Source organism: Caballeronia catudaia, assembly GCF_001544755.2.
GTDB classification, from domain to species: domain Bacteria; phylum Pseudomonadota; class Gammaproteobacteria; order Burkholderiales; family Burkholderiaceae; genus Caballeronia; species Caballeronia catudaia.
The window spans coordinates 280779-297923 of the sequence record NZ_FCOF02000001.1; the positions used below are offsets into that span (position 1 = coordinate 280779).

The window sequence follows — 17145 nt, forward strand, 5'->3', positions numbered from 1 at the left end:
CAGGCCTCGAAGCGCCTGCGTTGCTGGGAAAACTGCGTGCGTCAATTATCCCTAAAACATGGGCAACCTTCCGTAATCGGAAGGTTTTTTGGGCATGCGTGGGTGCGTGATGGAAATGCGAAAACGCGCTATCCGACGTAACTTCGCTGATTTCGATGCGTTGTCGCGCGAAAGATGCAAAAACGCCGGCGCGGGGCCGGCGTTCGGGGGAAACGGGAAAGGGCGCTTTCAGCGCGAGGCGGTCCGCGTCTCGGCCGCCTGATCGTTCCAGACGACGCGATTGTTCACCGCGTAGAGCCTGCACGGGTCGGCGCTCTGCTTCTGGCAGTTCGCGATGGCGACGGACATCGGATCGTCGCCGCCTTCGGCCCACGACCACGCGCCGGAATCCGATACGGCGAACGCGCGGCTCGAATACTGCGAGAGGAAGTTGCGATAGCCCGCGCGGCCGTTTTCATCGAGGTACGGCACGGACTGCACGGCGTCGAGGTCCGCAAAGGCGGTCGCCTTCGGCATGTGCGGCTCGGAGACCTGATACTGCACGGACGTCGGCATGCCGATCTGCGCGAGAAACGCCTTCACGCGCGGCCACCAGATCTGCACGCCGTCGCGATCGCCGACGAGCCGATGCGCGTCGTTCTTGTAGGTGCCGAAATCGACCAGGTTGGCGCGCGCGCCGTGCGACGTGAACGCGGTGTGCATCTGCGCCGACAAATCGCCTTGCCAGACCGAATCGTTGTCGCCGTAAAGCCACAGCGACGGCAGGCGCACATGCTCGCCGTAAGCGCCGAACGCGTTGACGAGATTTTTCTGCCAGCCCGCGCATTCGTCCTGACGCAGGCCGCCCGAGAAGTTGATGAGGCCGCGCACGCCGGGCGCCGCGACGGCATCGCGCGCGCCGTAGGCGATCGCCGTCAGGCCGCCGTGCGACGTGCCCGCGACCACGATATGCGTAGGGTCCACATACGACTGCGCGCTCATGTACGCGACGGTCGCGGCGACGTCCTGCGCCTGCGCGAAGCCGTTCGCCTCGACGTTGCAACCGTTGCCGGCGTATTCGCCGCCCGAGCCCGCGAAGCCGCGGCGATTCGGCACGACCACCACGTAGCCGTGACGCACGAATTCACGCGCGAGCGCGACCGGACGATTGCGCGGCTGCGCGTGCGAATCGCCGGGAAGCTTGCCGTGATTGAAGACGATCATCGGGAACGGGCCCGCGCCGTCGGGTTTGAACACGGTGGTTTCGAGCGCGATATCGCCTTCGGGAATCTGGACGACGGATTCGTTCAGACCATTGGTGACGGCGGGCAGGCCGGCGTCGAGCGAATCGGGAATGTGCGAGAGCGTCGTGCTGAACGCGGGCGCCTGGAGACCTTCGGACTGACGCACGCCGCCGATCGGTTCGGCGCGCACAGCGGATGTGACGAACGACGTCGCGAGCGAGCACACCATGCTGCATCCGACTAACCAGGTTCTGATCGCCATCCGTTGAACTCCGACTGCGCTTCCAATCAATGCGTTGATACGGCGTGGCCCCAAGGCATCTTTGAAGTCAAACCTATCGCGCTGCTCTTGAAGAGCAGTGTCGGCTGCGGGTTCCGGGAGTCATGCCTGAAAAAGACATGACAATTGACTTCAAAACGGGGCTTCGCTGCGAGTGTCCGGGCACGGGAATGACTGCGCCCTGACGTGTACACAGATTAACCGTTCAAAATTGCACTGCACAATAAGAGAAACCCCGTAACTGTTTAATCTGAAAGAAAATTTTTAGGAAATTAATACCGTCGCGCCCTCATATTCTTAAAAGGACATTTAGCTTTCTTCTACCTGACCGTCGACGTATATCCAGCGTCCTTCGCTATTGCGCGCGAAGCGGCTCGCTTCGTGCAGCCGATGCGCGCGCCCGCCGACTTTGTAGCGCGCGACGAATTCGACTTCCTCGTGATCCTTGTCTATCGGCGTGTGGCGTTTTATCTGAAGCCCGAGCCAGCGCGTGCCGGCGTCGGAAGCGTCGAGATCGGGCGGGCAGGTCGATTCGGCCCACGTCGCGCGCAGATATGCCGTGTCGCCGAGCACGTAGGCGGTGTAGCGCGAGCGCATCAGTTCCATCGCGTTCGCGGGCAATTCGCCGCGTTCGATAAAACGCCCGCAGCAATCGTCGAAGCGCGGCGCGCGTGCGTTCGGGCGCTGGTCGGGCGCAGCGCCGCCGCAGGGACAATCCACCGGCTTCATTGATCCACGCCCGGCATCTCGACGTGACGCGGCTGACTGCGCACGCGATCGAGCCACGCGCGGATCGCCGGATAGCGCGACAGATCGAGGTTCGCTTCATCGGCGACGTGGGTGTACGCGTAGAGCGCGATATCGGCGATGCTGTAGCGCTCGCCGACGAAATACGTGCGCGTCGCGAGATGCTGCTCCATCACGTCGAGCGCGCGGTACGAGCCGGCGAGTTTTTCGGGCAGTCGCGCATCGTCGGGCTTCTTCAGGAATTGCAGGATGAACCGCGCCACCGCGACGAACGGCTCGTGGCTGTACTGCTCGAAGAACATCCACTGCAGCACTTGCGCGCGTTCGAGGCGGTCGGCCGGGATGAGCGGCGAGCCGTCGGCGAGATAGCTGATGATCGCGCCGGATTCGGAGAGCGCGGTTTCATCGTCGATGACGAGAACCGGCACCTTGCCGTTCGGATTGAGCTTCCTGAAGGCGTCGGTGCGCGTCGCGCCGTTCATCATGTCGACTTCACGCCACACGTAAGGCAGGCCGAGCTGTTCGAGGACGAGGCGAACCTTGTAGCAGTTGCCCGATGCGGACACGCCATGTACCTGATAAGTCACGTTTGCTCCGGTTTGCGGTTTCACCATTCGAGCTTCGTGCCGTCGTACTGGACGAAGCTGCCGTTGAATTGCTCGCGCATCGCGCCTGCCTCGGCGATGACCGCGCGCATGCCCGATACGCTGTGCGCCACATCGATCGCCGCCGACGGCCCGCCCATCTCCGTGCGCACCCAGCCAGGATGCAGCGCGATGCACGCCGAATGACGCGATTCGATCGACGCCGACTTGAGCGCCGAATTGAGCGCCGCCTTGCTCGCGCGATACAGCCAGCCGGTCGTGCCGCTCGCCTGCGCGATGCTGCCCATCTTGCTCGACACGACCGCGAGCACGCCGCTGGCGGCATCGGTGAGCGGCAGGAGCACGGGGAGCAACTGCATCGGGCCGCGCACGTTGGTGTGCATCACCTGATCGAAATCCTCCGCGCTGATGGTTTCGACGCCTTCCGTGCGCGGACCGTACACGCCCGACACGACGATCGCGACATCGAGTTTTTCCTCGTCGAGCTGCCACGCGAGCGCGGCGATCTGCTCGGGCTGCGTGACATCGAGGGGGAAGGTTTGCGCGCCCATCGCGTCGAGCGCGGAGAGCGAAGTTTTGTCGCGGGCCGTGGCGAGCACGCGCCAGCCGTCGCGGGCATATTCGCGCGCGAACTCGTGGCCGAGGCCGCGCGACGCGCCGACGATCAATACCGTTTTCATGAGCGATACGTTCCGTTGGTTGCCGACCTTGCGACTATAACGCGCGACCCGCTGTCGCGGCGCGCGCGCCGGCGGTTCGGCTATCGTTGTGCGCTATCGAATACGTAAGACCAGAAAGATGATGCATGCCGATGTCGTGATCGTCGGCGCGGGGCCGGCGGGTCTGTCTCTCGCGAATGCGTTGAGCGGTGCGGGTCTGTCGATCGTGCTGGTCGAGCAGCAGAGTCTCGATGCGCTTCGCGACCCCGCCTTCGACGGACGCGAGATCGCGATGACGCAAAAATCCGTCGCGTACCTGAAGACGCTCGGCGCGTGGGAGCGCATCGATACGAACGCGAAATCGCAGCTCGCCGACGCGCGCGTGTTCAATGGATCGTCGCCGTTTTCGATGAAGATCGGCCATGCGTTGAGCGGTCACGCCGAACTCGGCTGGCTCGTGTCGAATCATCTGATCCGGCGCGCGGCGTTCGAAGCGGTCGAGCATGCTCGCGATTCGGGCGCGCAGATTCGCGTGATGGCGTCCGAGCGCGTGATCGACGTGGATACCGACGCCTGCGGCGCGCGCGTGCGGCTCGACAGCGGCGCGACGATCACGGCGCAGCTCGTCGTGGCCGCGGACAGCCGGTTCTCGACGACGCGCCGCATGATGGGCATCGCCGCGCAGATGCACGATTTCGGCAAGTCGATGCTCGTGTGCTGCATGACGCACGAGGCGTCGCACGAACACGCGGCGTGGGAATGGTTCGGTTTTGGACAAACGCTCGCGCTCCTGCCGATGAACGCCGATCCGGAGAGCGGCGCGCATCGGTCGTCGGTCGTGGTGACGCTCGGCGCGCGCGAGATCGAGCGGCTGAACAGGCTCGACATCGATGAATTCGATCGCGAGATCGAACGCCGTTTCGAACGGCGGCTCGGCGCGACGCCATTCAAACGCGCGGTGGCGATGTCGTTGGCGGGTGAGTGAGATTTAGCCTATTTCGTTTGGATGACTAGGTATGTTTCAGGCGGGTTCGATAGAGTGACGGCTGTTGCAACGTCGAAGGAGCCGAATATGTCGGAAAACATCAACCAGACGGAATCTTCCTGGGATATCACTCCGGAAGAGCTACGTGAAATTCAGGAACGCGCTGCCAAAGAGCGGGAAATCGAACTCGAAGTCCGACGCCGCATGGGGCAAAAGGTCGACACGGACAATGCCGCGTTCATCGACGCGCTTATGAGCTTTCCGGCAGTCGATGTCGAAGACTGGATTTTCGATCGAAGTCTGGAGCGGGAGTTGATCGCAAAGGGAGAGCTGGATGTGTCTCGCTGACACGAACGTCATCAGCGAGACTCGCAGGGAAGAACGCGCGAACGAAGGTGTGCGCGCGTTCTTCCGTCGAAGCAAGCTCGAGGGGGAGGCCGTTCACCTTTCCGTCGTCACGGTCGCGGAGCTTCGGCGCGGCGTCTTTCGTCTGCGTCACAAAGGCGACGCGCGGCAGGCCGCGACGATCGAAGCCTGGACCGAAGACGTTTTCGAGGAGTACGCTAAGAACATTCTGATTGTCGACGAAGAGATCGGCAGACTTTGGGGCCGCCTTCGCGTTCCGCACGCCGAACCTGCGCTAGACAAGCTCATCGCCGCGACGGCGATGGTTCACAGCCTGACGGTCGTTACGCGCAACGAGAAGGATTTCAAGATCGCGGGGCTCAAGACGCTGAATCCCTTCGACTGAATCGCCCGGGCGTAGCGCACGCCCGGACCGGCAATCAAACACTCAAACCAGCTCCACCCCCATCGCCGTAGCCTCCCCGCCGCCGATACACAAACTCGCGACTCCACGCTGCGCCCCACGCGCCTTCAACGCCCCGATCAACGTGACAAGAATTCGCGCACCCGAAGCCCCGATCGGATGCCCGAGCGCGCAGGCGCCGCCATTCACATTGACCTTGTCGTGCGGCAGATCGTGTTCGCGCATCGCGGCCATCGTCACGACGGCGAACGCCTCATTGATCTCGTAGAGATCGACATCGCCCGCGCGCCAGCCGTTCTTCTCGAACAGCTTGCTAATGGCGCCCACCGGCGCCGTCGTGAACAACGCTGGCTCCTGCGCGAACGTGCTATGCCCCACCACACGCGCAATCGGACTCACGCCGAGCCGCTTTGCCGTCGATTCGCGCATCATCACGAGCGCTGCGGCGCCGTCCGATATCGACGACGAATTCGCCGCCGTCACTGTCCCGTCCTTGGCGAATGCCGGCTTGAGCGACGGAATCTTCTCGATATTGGCCTTGAACGGCTGCTCGTCGCGCCCGACGACGACATCGCCCTTCCTGCCTTGCACGGTAACCGGTGCGATCTCCCATGCAAACGAGCCGTCTTCGTTGGCCCGTTGCGCGCGCCGCAGCGATTCGACCGCGAACGCGTCCTGCGACTCGCGCGAGAACGCATACGACGACGCGCATTGCTCCGCGAACGTGCCCATCAGGCGGCCTTTCTCGTAGGCGTCTTCCAGCCCGTCGAGGAACATGTGGTCGAGCACTTGAGCGTGCCCCATGCGCATGCCGCCGCGCGCTTTGGGCAGCAGATACGGCGCGTTCGTCATGCTCTCCATGCCGCCCGCGACGATCACCTCGGCGGAACCCGCGAGCAGCATGTCGTGCGCGAACATCGCGGCGCGCATGCCGGAGCCGCACATCTTGTTGATCGTCGTGCAGCCGGTCGAAAGCGGCAGGCCCGCTCCGAGCGCCGCCTGACGCGCGGGCGCCTGGCCTTGTCCCGCGGGCAGCACGCAGCCCATGATCGCCTCGTCGATCTGCCCGGGCTTCACGCCCGCGCGTTCGATCGCCGCGGCAATCGCCGCCGCGCCGAGCTGCGGCGCGGTCAGCGCGGCGAAATCGCCCTGAAACGCAGCCATCGGCGTGCGCGCGGCCGAGACGATGACGATCGAATCCTTCTGCGGGTCTCTCTGTGTCTCACTCATGTTTCATCTCCTTGATGACGTCTTGAATGACGCCGGGAACGTCTCCGAGACGCGCCGCATCGGACGCGAGCACGTCGTTTTCCGTGGGATACTCGCCGCCGCGCGTCAATGCGGCGATGCACGACCGGTAAACCGGATCGATCTCCTCCTGAGCGCCGATCATCATGCCCATGTTGCGCAGGCGGCCGTCGTGCACGCCGTAAGTCCAGCCATGCACGGTGAGCTCCTGTCCGCGCGCCCAGGCGTCGTTGACGACGGTCGTGCGGCACACGTTGATGGTCTGCTCGATCGTGTTCAGCTCGACGAGCCGACGATGCCGCGCGTCGCCGAGCGGCCAGTCTTCGAGCAGCGCGGCGTGCTTTTCGCGCACGTCCTCGACGTGACGCAGCCAGTTGTCGGCGAGACCGACGCGCCGTCCGACGAGCGCCGCGCCCACGCCCGAGCAGCCGTAATGGCCGACGACCATGATGTGCTTCACCTTCAGCAGATCGACGGCGAACTGGATCACCGACAGACAGTTGAGATCCGAGTGCACGACCACGTTCGCGATGTTCCGATGCACGAACACCTCGCCCGGCGGCAGGCCGATGATCTCGTTCGCGGGCACACGCGAATCCGCGCAGCCGATCCACAAATACTCGGGCGTCTGCTGATGCGCGAGCCGCTCGAAGAATTTCGCGTCCTCGCCGAGCTTGTGCGCGACCCAGTTCTGGTTGTTTGCGAACAGATGGGCGAGGGGATTGGCGGCTTCGTTGCTGTGGTTGCTTTGGTTCATGTTCATTGAGCAATGCGGGGACGCGTGCGCTCAGGCAGCGCGCGCGTCCGGTCGGCCGGGCTTCTCGAAGCGCTCCGGATAACGGATGCAGAATCGGACGTCCCGGTCATAGGGAAAGAAGTCGGCGAGTTCGCCGCGCAGCAGTTGTTCCTTGTGATGCTGCCAGAGCGCGGGATCGAAGAAATCCGCGTGATGGCGCATGAACGCTTCGCGCACGCGCGGATCGCCAAGTAAAAAAGTGCCGTACGTCTCGGGAAAGATATCGTGCGGCCCGACGGTATACCACGGTTCGCCGGACATTTCGTCTTCCTCGAAGCGCGGCGGCGGCACTCGGCGCACGTTGCAATCGGTCAGGTACTCGATTTCATCGTAGTCGTAGAACACGACGCGACCGTGCCGCGTCACGCCGAAGTTCTTGTACAGCATGTCGCCGGGAAAGATGTTGGCCTGTATCAACTGCTTGATCGCATCGCCATACTCTTTGATGCCGTGATCGATTTCGTCGGCGCTCGCGTTCTGCAGGAACAGATTGAGCGGCAACAGGCGGCGCTCGATATACACGTGCCCGATGACGAGATTCTCGCCTTCGTATTCGATCATCGAGGGCGCTTCGTTTTCGAGTTCGCGGATGAGTGCGTCATCGAGACGCGCCACCGGCAGCGCGACGCTCGAATATTCGAGCGTGTCGGCCATGCGGCCCAGGCGGTCATGCCGCTTCACGAGCTGATACTTGTCCTGGATCTTCTGCCGCGTGGTTTCCTTCGGCGGCGGGAATGCGTCCTTGATGAGCTTGAACACATAGGGAAACGAAGGCAGCGTGAAGACGATCATCACGAGCCCCTTGATGCCCGGCGCCACGATGAATTTATCGCTCGAATGCGACAGATGATGCAGCAGGTCGCGATAGAAATCGTTCTTGCCCTGCTTCTGCAAACCCACCGACGTATAGATTTCCGCTTTCGGCTTGCGCGGCATGATCGTGGCGAGGAACTGCACGAACGCCGACGGCACTTCCATGTCGACGAGAAAGTACGAGTGCGAGAAGCTGAAGATGATGAGCACCTGCTCGCGCGACAGCAGCACGGTATCGAGCGCGAGCAGGCGGGGCGACGTGTGCCGTATCGCGATCGCGAAGGGCAGGAGCGCATCGCCGTTGATGATGCGCCCGACGATATACGCCGCCTTGTTGCGAAAGAACAGCGACGACAGCACGTGAATCTGGAAATTGGGCGCGGGCGTGAGATCGCCGAACGTGTCTTTCAGCGTCTGCATCACGCATTGCACGTCGCGCGTCAGGTCTTCGAACGGCGGCTCGAGCTGAAAGTTCGTGACGATGCGCTCGAGCGTCACGGCGAGGCCGTCGCGCTCCGGGTAATACGCGCGATACGTGGGCTTCGCGGCGGGTTCGTCGTTTTCGATGTACTCGGTGGAGATCGCCGGGCGCACGAAGATGAAATCGTTGTTGAAATACGAGCGATGCAGAATCTTGCAGCACACCGAGTTGAAGAACGTCTCCGCACATTCCGGCTGACGATGCGTCGTCAGCAAGCCGATGTAATGCAGCTTGATCTGCTGCCAGACGTCGTCGTCGATGTTCTCGGCGTCGTATTCGTCTTCGAGCAGCGCCACGCATTCCGCCACGCGATCGTCATACGACGTGATGCGGTCGCGCGCGAGCTGCTGCACCGCGTGCCATTCGGCGCGCTCGAACAGCGTCTTCGCCTCGATCGCGGCCTCGCGAAACACGCGATAGTGATGCTCGAAGCCTTCGAGTATCGTCTTGGCGACATCGAAGCCGATTTGCGACGAGAGCAGCTTGGGGAAGTGATTCATGTCGGCCATGCACTCCGCACGTTGACGTCAGCGCGTTTCAGGTCACGCGGCTTTCGGTTTGCGCGCGCGCTTCTCCATGCCCGCCGCGAGCAGCGCGCGTCCCTGTTCCTCGTAGGCGGCGAGTTCGGCGAGCGTCGTGTTCAGGTCTTCGAGCTGGCGCGTCAGCACTTCGCGATGCGCAGCGATCGTATCGACGAAAGCCTGAAGCTGCGTCGCGGTGCCGGTGGGCGAATCATAGAGATCGAGCAGCGTGCGAATCTCCGACAGCGTGAAGCCGAGCCGCTTGCCGCGCAGCGTGAGCTTCAGGCGCGTGCGGTCGCGCGGCGAATACACGCGCCGCAGGCCGTTCGCGCCTTCGCGTTTCGGCGCGAGCAGGCCCTGATCTTCGTAGAAGCGAATCGCGCGCGGCGTGATGTCGAACTCGCGCGCCAGTTCGGTGATCGTGTAGTGCGTCGGTTGAGTCATCGCGGGCGGACAGCGCAAAAGCGCGCGCAACGTTAGAATGGACGTTTACGTTATCGTCAACTTCGCCAGATTGCAATGCGGCGCAAACCCGGAGGCAGGCACCGAATGAACGCACTCGAACACCAGCTCGACTATGTTTTCGCCGACGCTTTGCCGGACGCGGGCGGCGTCAGGGAAGTGGCGCCGGGCGTGTTCTGGCTGCGCATGCCGCTGCCGTTCGCGCTCGATCACATCAATCTCTGGCTGCTGCGCGACGAGATCGACGGTGAGAAAGGCTGGACCATCGTCGATTGCGGCATTTCGAGCGACACGATCCGCGCGAACTGGGAGCGCGTGTTCGATACCGTGCTCGACGGCTTGCCGGTGCTGCGCGTGATCGTCACGCATTGCCATCCCGATCATCTCGGCCTGGCCGACTGGCTTTGCAAGGGCGCAGACAAAGCGCGCTGGAACGTGCGCCTGTGGATTTCGCTCGGCGAATACGCGATGGGCCGCGTCATGGCCGCCGGCGACGGCTCCAACGCCGGCGGCGAGCGCGCGGCGGCGCATTTCGCGGCGCATGGTCTGACGGACCCAGCCTCGCTCGACGCCTTGCGCAACCGTGACAGCTATTACCCGACGCTCGTGCCGTCGATTCCCGCGGAATACCGGCGTATCCGCAATGGCGATGTCATCCGGATCGGCGCGCGTGACTGGGAGGTCGTGACGGGTTACGGTCATTCGCCCGAACACACCGCGCTGTTTTCTGCAACGGACAAGCTGCTCATTTCCGGCGACATGGTGTTGCCGCGCATCTCGACGAACGTGTCCGTGTTCGCGATCGAGCCGGAAGGCAATCCGCTCGCGCTCTATCTGGAATCGCTCGGCCGGTACGAAACGATGCCCGCCGATACCCTCGCGTTGCCCTCGCACGGCAAGCCGTTTCGCGGCGTGCAGACGCGCATCGGGCAATTGCGGGAGCATCATCGCGCGCGGCTGGCGGAAGTGCGCGAGGCGTGTGCGCAGCAACCGTGCAGCGCCGCCGATATCGTGCCGATCATGTTCCGGCGCAAGCTCGACATTCATCAGATGACGTTCGCGCTCGGCGAAGCGCTCGCGCATCTGAACCTGCTCTGGCTCGATGGAACCTTGAAGCGTGAAACCGGCGATGACGGTGTGATCCGTTTCTCGCCGGCCTGATCACTTACTGCACTGAAACGGCGCCGAAATTCACGCGCCCGAACGGACTCACGCCATAACCGCTGACGTTCGCGCGCGTGAGCGCGGCCGCCGTCGGATAGACGAGCGGAATCCACAATGCCTGATCGTGGATGATCTTCTGCGCATCGACATACGCTTTCGTGCGTTTCGCGACATCGGGCGTAGCCTTGCCGTCTGCGATGAGCTTGTCGAGTTGCGGATCGCAATAACGCGCGAAGTTGATGCCCGACTTCACCGCATTGCAACTGAACAGCGGCGACAGGTAATTGTCGGGATCACCGTTATCGCCCGCCCAGCCCATGAACAGCATGTCGTGCTGACCTTGCTTGGCCTCTTTGATCAGCTCGCCCCATTCGATGATCTTCACCTGCGCCTTCACGCCGATCTTCGCGAGATCGGCCTGCAGCAGTTCGGCGCCGGCCTTCGGGTTCGGGTTCAGGACGCTGCCGTTCGGACGCACCCAGATGGTCGTGTCGAAGCCGTTCGGAAAGCCCGCGTCGGCGAGCAGCTTCTTCGCGTCATTCGCGGAATACTTGTACGCCGCAATCTTCTTGTCGTAGCTCCACGTATTCGGCGGATACGGATTCACGGCTTGCGTCGCCGTATTGTCGAACACGGTTTTCATGTACGTCGTGCGATCGAACGCCATGTTGATCGCCTGACGCACCTTTGGATTGTCGAGCGGCTTCTTCTGCGTGTTGAGCGCGACGAACGCCGTCATGAACGCGGGCGCTTCGCTGACTTTCAGCGTCTTGTCCTTCTTCGCATCGAGCACGTCCTGCGGCTTCGGCGACAGCGCGATCTGGCATTCGCCCGCCTTGATTTTCTGCGCGCGAACGGCCGCGTCGGGCGTGATCGCGTAGATCAGGCGATCGATCTTCGGTTTCGCGCCCCAGTACGACGGATTGAGGTCGAAGCGGATCACCGAGTCCTTCGTATAGCTCTTCAGCACGAACGGGCCGGTGCCGATCGGCTTGCTGTTCAGATCGGTTTGCTGGTTCGCCTTCAACAGCTTGTCCGCGTATTCCGATGAATAGATGGATGCGAAGCCCATCGTGAGAATCGGCACGAAGGTCGCGTTCGGCTCGTTGAGCTCGAATTTCACGGTGTGGTCATCGACTTTCGTCACGGCCTTGATGAGCTTCACGAGACCCATCGACTGCGCGTGCGGAAAACCGCTCGCGCCCGCGATCTTGTGCCACGGATTGCTGTCCGAGAGCATGCGCTCGAACGTGAAAACGACGTCGTCGGCGGTGAGCGGGCGCGTCGGCTTGAAGTAATCGGTCGTCTGGAACTGAACGTTCGGACGCAGATGGAAGGTGTAAGTCAGGCCGTCGCCGCTCACGTCCCACTTCTCGGCGAGCGAGGGCATGACTTTCTTCGTGGCTTCATCGTAGGAGACGAGCGTGTTGAAGATGACATCCGCCGATGCGTTGGTCGTCACGAGCGAATTGAACTGCACGACATCGAAACCGTCCGGGCTCGATTCGGTGCAGACGGTGAGCGGCTTGGACATCGCGAGCATCGGCGCGGCGAAGCATGCGAGGGCCGTAGCCGCGGCGAGGAGTTTGAAACGCATGAGATCTCCCGTGATCTTCATTCTTGTTCGTGGATGACGAGGGGCAGGCGGTGCAAGCGGCGCGCCCGGCGCGGCTAGCGTAGCGAATGCGTGCGCCTTCGACAACGATTCGATCGGCATACGCTTATGCGGCGCGCTTCGATGAAATGACGCGCGGCTTGCCGAAACGGGGCGCATCGGGCTAAACTTGCGCCGTCTTTGGGGAGTAGCCTTCCTTCGCGTGCGAAGGAGAACGCGTCAACATCCTCGGCTCTGCTGCCGTGGCGCGTTCGACCGGAACGGTTTGGCGAGACCATCGATGCGCTATGTCGTTCCTGGTCGGACGGGCGTGGCGCATCGTGGTTCGCTCGACGTCCGGCCGTGGAATCATCGTGTCCCCACAACTACAAATCCCCTGTCTTTCGCGCACGCTTGCGCGCCCAACGCATTTTTCGATGCGAGGTGCCGCATGACGATGCTCTTTCTCGAACTCGCGCTGATGCTCGCGATCATTCTGATCGCGTCGGAGCTGTTCACCAACGCGCTCGAACATCTCGGTGAGCGGCTCGGCATCTCCGAAGGCGTGACCGGATCGCTGTTCGCGGCGGTCGGCACGGCCTTGCCGGAAACCACCGTGCCGATCATCGCGTTGCTCGGCGGTACTTCCAGCCGCGCCGTCAACGAGGAAATCGGCGTCGGCGCGATCCTCGGCGCGCCGCTGATGCTCGCGACGCTTTCCACTTGCCTGATGACGGTCGCGATCCTCAAGTCGCGTGGTTTGCGCGGCAGGATTGTGCCGGAGCGCAGCGGCTTCGTGCGCGATCTCAACTTCTTCCTGATTGCCTTCCTGATCGCCTGCGCCGCGATGTTCGTGCCGCATCATGCGTGGCCGGTGCGCGCGATGTTCGCGGCCGGGCTCGTCGCGCTTTATGTCGTTTATGTGATTTCGACGTTCAGGGCGTCGGCGCGGCTCGTCGAGGGCGGGCACGGGACGGAGGCGCCCGAGGCGTTGTTTGCGTCGCGGCTCGGCATGCGGACTTCGCTCGGCTCGATCATGCTGCAGTTTCTCGTGGGCATCGTGCTGCTGGTGGGCGGCGCGAAGGGCTTCATTCATGGCGTCGAGGGCGTCTCGCACGCGCTCGGAATTTCTCCGCTGTTGCTGTCGCTCATCATCATTCCGATCGCGACCGAACTGCCCGAGAAGGTGAACAGCATTCTTTGGGCGCGACGTGGGAAAGACACGCTCGCGTTCGGCAACATCACCGGCGCGATGGTGTTTCAAGGGACGTTGCTGCCCGGCATCGGGATCATGTTGACGCCCTGGGAACCGCGCGTCGAAGTGCTGACGGGTGTGCTGATCACGCTCGCGGCGGCCGCGTGGTTGCGGCTCAATGCGCGGGTCAATGGCGTCGTGCTGTGGGCGCTGCTCGGCAACGGCGTGCTGTACGGCGCGTATCTCGTGCTGACGTTGGCGCGCTGAGGGCGCGCTGAAAAGAAAAATGCCCGCCGAAGCGGGCATCGAGGGCGAAGCGGCGCGCTGGCAAAGCCGGCGCGTTGTTCTCGTTGTTCTTGAGTTCGTTATCGGCGGGAGAAGAGAGAACTTTAGGGGCTTGGCGTTGTTTGGTATAAGCGCGCGGACCAGACCTGACCGGACGGACGAGCTATCGCGGAAAGTAGCACGGTTTCCTGCCTCATCTCCGCGCTTTGGATCGAGGTCGCCGATCGGATAATTTGTCCGACACCTTCTTCGGTCCGACACGGAAATCCATATGTCCGTCAGCGTACATTTGCCCTCTTCGGAGATGAAGATCCCGGTCAAGGCCGCACACTTGCGGTATTCCAAGTAACACAGAAGATTATGAACAGCCATCTGTCGATCGCCGAAGCCATCGCCCCTGCATTTCAGTCCGAGCATGATATCGTCGTCGCCCTGAAAACTGCACTACAGCATCAGCAAAACGGCGAATACGGTGATGCCGAGCGTTTGTATCACGGCATTCTGCAGGCAATGCCCGGTCAGCCGGACGCGAACTTTCATCTCGGGACGCTGTATGTTCAAACGGGAAGTCCGTCCAAGGCACTGCCTCACTTCGAAGCCAGCATCGGGGCAATACCGCAGAACGGTCAGTACTGGTTCGCCTATGTCAGCGCGCTGATCGAGGACAAACAGGTGCCGGCGGCCTGGATCGCTTTCGAGATCGGGCAGAAGCACGGACTCGAAGGTCCTTTGGCCGACCTCTTGGTCCGACGGATGACAGGTTCGGCGGAAGTGACCTTCGTGCCCGTCGCGGCGCCGCCGTCGGCGCCGATTCCCGATAACAAGACCAGGAAAGTTGGCGTGGCGGGAATCCGCCGCCTCACGGCGCACGAGATCAATCGCTTCTCGGCCGTGTTCAACAAGGGCCAGTTTGCGGACGCCGCAAAGCTTGCGCGCACGATGACGCAACGCTATCCGATGGACGGAATTTCATGGCGTTGCCTGGGCGTTGCGTTGAACCGCGATGGTCGGCATGCAGAATCCGTTGCACCGCTGAAAAGGTCGATCGAGCTGATTCCGGATGAAATTCAAACTCGCGTGCTTCTCGCCGATACGCTGGTCGTGCTGGGCCAGTTTGTCGAAGCAGAAGGCGAGTGCAAATCCATCATCGAAACCGCTCAGGATTGTGCCGAGGCTCACCGTATCATGGGCATCGCTCTCGGAGGCCAGGGAAGATTTCACGAAGCCGTGGCGTCGTGCCGCCGAGCCATAGAACTGGCGCCGTCTGCGTCGGGCACCTATGGGACACTCGGGATGCTGATGCTCGACGCAGGTATGATGACCGAGGCGGCCAAATATCTGCGCGATGCTATCGAGGTCAACCCCAACGACTTCGCATCCCACAGCAATCTTCTGTTCTGTCTCGTGCATCAGACGAACATAGACCAGAAGACTTTGCTCACCGAGCACCGGAATTTCGGCTTGCGCTCCGAAGGATCGGTTGCAAGGGTTCAGCCGAAAGCCAACGTGGATCGATCGCCCGGGCGACGTTTGCGAGTGGGTTTCGTCTCGGGCGACCTTTTTACTCACGCGGTGGCGTCGTATGTGGTTCCCGTGCTGAAGAGCCTGGCGGACGACCCAAGTCTTCAGATCTTCATATACCACAACCACATCGCCGACGACGCAACGACCGAGCGTATCCGCGGGTATTGTTCGCACTGGCGTCAGGTCGCGAGAATGTCCGACGAGCAACTCGCGCGGACCATACAAGCGGATGACATTGATATCCTCGTTGATCTCTCGGGCCATACCGGTCGCAATCGACTGCTTACCTTCGCCCGGAAGCCTGCCCCGATCCAGACGAGCTGGATCGGCTATCCGGCGACGACCGGGCTTTCGACCATCGACTACTATCTCGCCGACCGCTTTTGCGCGCCTGTCGAAATCGTGGCAGATCAATTCACCGAAAAGCTCGTCCATCTGCCTGCCATCGGTCCGTTCATCCCTACGGAAAACAGCCCGCCCGTCAATCTTTTGCCGGCCATGCATAACGGATATGTCACGTTTGGCAGCTTCAACCGCATCAACAAGCTTCGGCCGGACGTCATCGCGCTTTGGGCGAGAGTGATGCATGAAGTGCCGAACTCGAAAATGGTCATCGGCGCAATGCCAAGAGGGGGCGGTCAATCCGCCGAGGCCAACGTAACCGAATGGTTCGCCGGTGCGGGAATCTCGCAGGACCGGCTGGTATTCCGGCAGCGATCGAGCACCGCTGTGTACCTTCAGCAGCACCATCAGGTCGACTTGTGCCTCGACGCATTTCCTTACTCGGCTTCGACCACCACGCTCAACGCGCTTTGGATGGGCGTGCCCACCGTGACGATGGCCGGCGATTCTCTCGTGAGCAGAGCAGCGACGGGATGGATCTCACATGTCGGCCTGGATCGTTTCGTCGCGCGAGACTCGGACGATTTCGTTCGACTGGCCGCGTCCAATGCTACCGACCTTCCGGCGCTGAACGAAGTTCGCCAGAGCTTGCGCGATCGTTGCAGTCAGTCGGCGGTATTTCAGTCAGACGTGGTTGCCAAGGGCGTCTCTCGCGCATTCAGAATCATGTGGGAACGATGGTGCAATGGGCTCCCCGCTGCACATATCGACGCAGCGGGCGTCTGATCGACGGCTGAGAGCTTGCACGGACGCTTCGAAGTAGTCCGGCTGGCCGCGAGGAACGAGCGCGTTCCTCGCGGCCAGCGTCATTTTGAAATGACCCGGTCGAGTCATGCCTGGCACACTGCGGCCCCGCTGGTTGCCGCTCAGGCAATCTTCCGATAGAGAGGGCGCGCCGGATTTCCAGCGGAAGACGGCTCCGTCTCCAATATCTATGTCATCCTGACGAATGTGTGTCGATGCGGTCAATGACCCGAATCTGAGTCCGTCGCCCTCACAGCGTTCGGCGAGGGTTCGTCGGGACGAAGACGAGCGAAATCACTACTTCAACATCTCGATGCCGGGATGAGGCAAGGTCGTAGAAGGAAATCACGACTATGCCGTTCACCTCCGGGCCGATTTCGGATGCCGTGTCCGATACGAGGACAATGTCCGGCGTCGCGCCGGGACGGTCGGCGCGAACTCTCGCGAGGCGATCCCCGACGAGCAGGTTTTGCAGCCGGTATTGGCGGGTCGGGATAGCGGGAGAGCGCGTCGCGTAAACGGAAGACGGGCGCGGATTCCACATCCGCGCCCGTCTTCCCAATCGCTGTGCGTGCGTCTGCCGCTGTTCGCTATTGCGCCTTCGTTCCGCAAGCCGGCACACCCGATCGATCATCTCCGATGCCGGCG

The 17145-nt window shown here is 62.3% G+C and carries 16 protein-coding genes and 1 riboswitch; of the genes, 6 read left to right on the forward strand and 10 right to left on the reverse strand.

Going from position 1 to position 17145, the window contains the following annotated elements; all coding sequences use genetic code 11:
- Positions 1–228: 228 nt before the first annotated feature.
- The 4 genes from AWB75_RS01320 to AWB75_RS01335 form a co-directional block, all read right to left on the reverse strand.
- Positions 229–1485: a dienelactone hydrolase family protein gene (locus AWB75_RS01320; RefSeq protein WP_061122262.1), complete on the reverse strand. Its 1257-nt coding sequence runs from the start codon at positions 1483–1485 to the stop codon at positions 229–231.
- A gap of 327 nt (positions 1486–1812) precedes the next feature.
- A complete protein-coding gene (locus tag AWB75_RS01325; protein ID WP_061122263.1) occupies positions 1813–2232 on the reverse strand; it encodes a YchJ family protein in 420 nt (139 codons plus the stop codon).
- Positions 2229–2837, reverse strand: coding sequence for a glutathione S-transferase family protein (locus AWB75_RS01330; protein WP_061122439.1), 609 nt, complete (start codon positions 2835–2837; stop codon positions 2229–2231). The genes AWB75_RS01325 and AWB75_RS01330 overlap by 4 nt, the downstream gene beginning before the upstream one ends.
- Positions 2838–2857: 20 nt before the next feature.
- Positions 2858–3535 carry an SDR family oxidoreductase gene (locus AWB75_RS01335; protein WP_061122264.1) on the reverse strand — a complete coding sequence of 226 codons (678 nt, stop codon included), beginning with the start codon at positions 3533–3535 and terminating at the stop codon, positions 2858–2860.
- Positions 3536–3623: 88 nt separating this feature from the next.
- Between AWB75_RS01335 and AWB75_RS01340 the strand changes: the two genes are divergently transcribed.
- From AWB75_RS01340 to AWB75_RS01350, 3 genes are all read left to right on the forward strand, one after another.
- Positions 3624–4499 carry an FAD-dependent monooxygenase gene (locus tag AWB75_RS01340; protein WP_268807804.1) on the forward strand — a complete coding sequence of 292 codons (876 nt, stop codon included), beginning with the start codon at positions 3624–3626 and terminating at the stop codon, positions 4497–4499.
- Positions 4500–4586: 87 nt separating this feature from the next.
- A complete protein-coding gene (locus AWB75_RS01345) occupies positions 4587–4847 on the forward strand; it encodes a hypothetical protein (RefSeq protein ID WP_143746390.1) in 261 nt (86 codons plus the stop codon).
- A complete protein-coding gene (locus AWB75_RS01350; RefSeq protein ID WP_061122266.1) occupies positions 4834–5250 on the forward strand; it encodes a type II toxin-antitoxin system VapC family toxin in 417 nt (138 codons plus the stop codon). Before AWB75_RS01345 ends, AWB75_RS01350 begins: the two co-directional genes overlap by 14 nt.
- 42 nt (positions 5251–5292) lie before the next feature.
- Here the strand turns inward: AWB75_RS01350 and AWB75_RS01355 are convergent, their stop codons facing one another.
- Genes AWB75_RS01355 through AWB75_RS01370 form a run of 4 tightly spaced genes read right to left on the reverse strand, consistent with a single transcriptional unit; the run spans position 5293 to position 9571 of the window.
- Complete coding sequence (locus AWB75_RS01355) at positions 5293–6498, reverse strand: acetyl-CoA C-acetyltransferase (RefSeq protein ID WP_061122267.1); 1206 nt, start codon at positions 6496–6498, stop codon at positions 5293–5295.
- Complete coding sequence (gene can, locus AWB75_RS01360; protein ID WP_061122268.1) at positions 6491–7279, reverse strand: carbonate dehydratase; 789 nt, start codon at positions 7277–7279, stop codon at positions 6491–6493. The genes AWB75_RS01355 and can overlap by 8 nt, the downstream gene beginning before the upstream one ends.
- A 24-nt stretch (positions 7280–7303) precedes the next feature.
- On the reverse strand, positions 7304–9106 hold the full coding sequence (aceK, locus tag AWB75_RS01365; RefSeq protein WP_061122440.1) for a bifunctional isocitrate dehydrogenase kinase/phosphatase: 1803 nt from the start codon (positions 9104–9106) through the stop codon (positions 7304–7306).
- A 42-nt stretch (positions 9107–9148) separates the two neighbouring features.
- Positions 9149–9571, reverse strand: coding sequence for a MerR family transcriptional regulator (locus AWB75_RS01370; RefSeq protein ID WP_061122269.1), 423 nt, complete (start codon positions 9569–9571; stop codon positions 9149–9151).
- Positions 9572–9676: 105 nt separating this feature from the next.
- Between AWB75_RS01370 and AWB75_RS01375 the strand changes: the two genes are divergently transcribed.
- The gene (locus tag AWB75_RS01375) at positions 9677–10750 is read left to right on the forward strand and encodes an MBL fold metallo-hydrolase (RefSeq protein WP_061122270.1); all 1074 of its coding nucleotides are present in this window, start codon (positions 9677–9679) and stop codon (positions 10748–10750) included.
- A gap of 4 nt (positions 10751–10754) precedes the next feature.
- On the opposite strand, the gene AWB75_RS01380 is transcribed toward AWB75_RS01375, so the two are convergent.
- Positions 10755–12350 carry an ABC transporter substrate-binding protein gene (locus AWB75_RS01380; RefSeq protein WP_061122441.1) on the reverse strand — a complete coding sequence of 532 codons (1596 nt, stop codon included), beginning with the start codon at positions 12348–12350 and terminating at the stop codon, positions 10755–10757.
- Between the two features lie 185 nt (positions 12351–12535).
- A riboswitch (yybP-ykoY riboswitch) is annotated at positions 12536–12705 on the forward strand.
- A 93-nt stretch (positions 12706–12798) separates the two neighbouring features.
- Between AWB75_RS01380 and AWB75_RS01385 the strand changes: the two genes are divergently transcribed.
- The gene (locus AWB75_RS01385; RefSeq protein WP_061122271.1) at positions 12799–13809 is read left to right on the forward strand and encodes a sodium:calcium antiporter; all 1011 of its coding nucleotides are present in this window, start codon (positions 12799–12801) and stop codon (positions 13807–13809) included.
- 378 nt (positions 13810–14187) lie between these two features.
- The gene (locus tag AWB75_RS01390) at positions 14188–16479 is read left to right on the forward strand and encodes a tetratricopeptide repeat protein (RefSeq protein ID WP_061122272.1); all 2292 of its coding nucleotides are present in this window, start codon (positions 14188–14190) and stop codon (positions 16477–16479) included.
- A gap of 268 nt (positions 16480–16747) precedes the next feature.
- Here the strand turns inward: AWB75_RS01390 and AWB75_RS01395 are convergent, their stop codons facing one another.
- Positions 16748–17131 carry a hypothetical protein gene (locus AWB75_RS01395; RefSeq protein ID WP_061122273.1) on the reverse strand — a complete coding sequence of 128 codons (384 nt, stop codon included), beginning with the start codon at positions 17129–17131 and terminating at the stop codon, positions 16748–16750.
- Positions 17132–17145 lie beyond the last annotated feature (14 nt).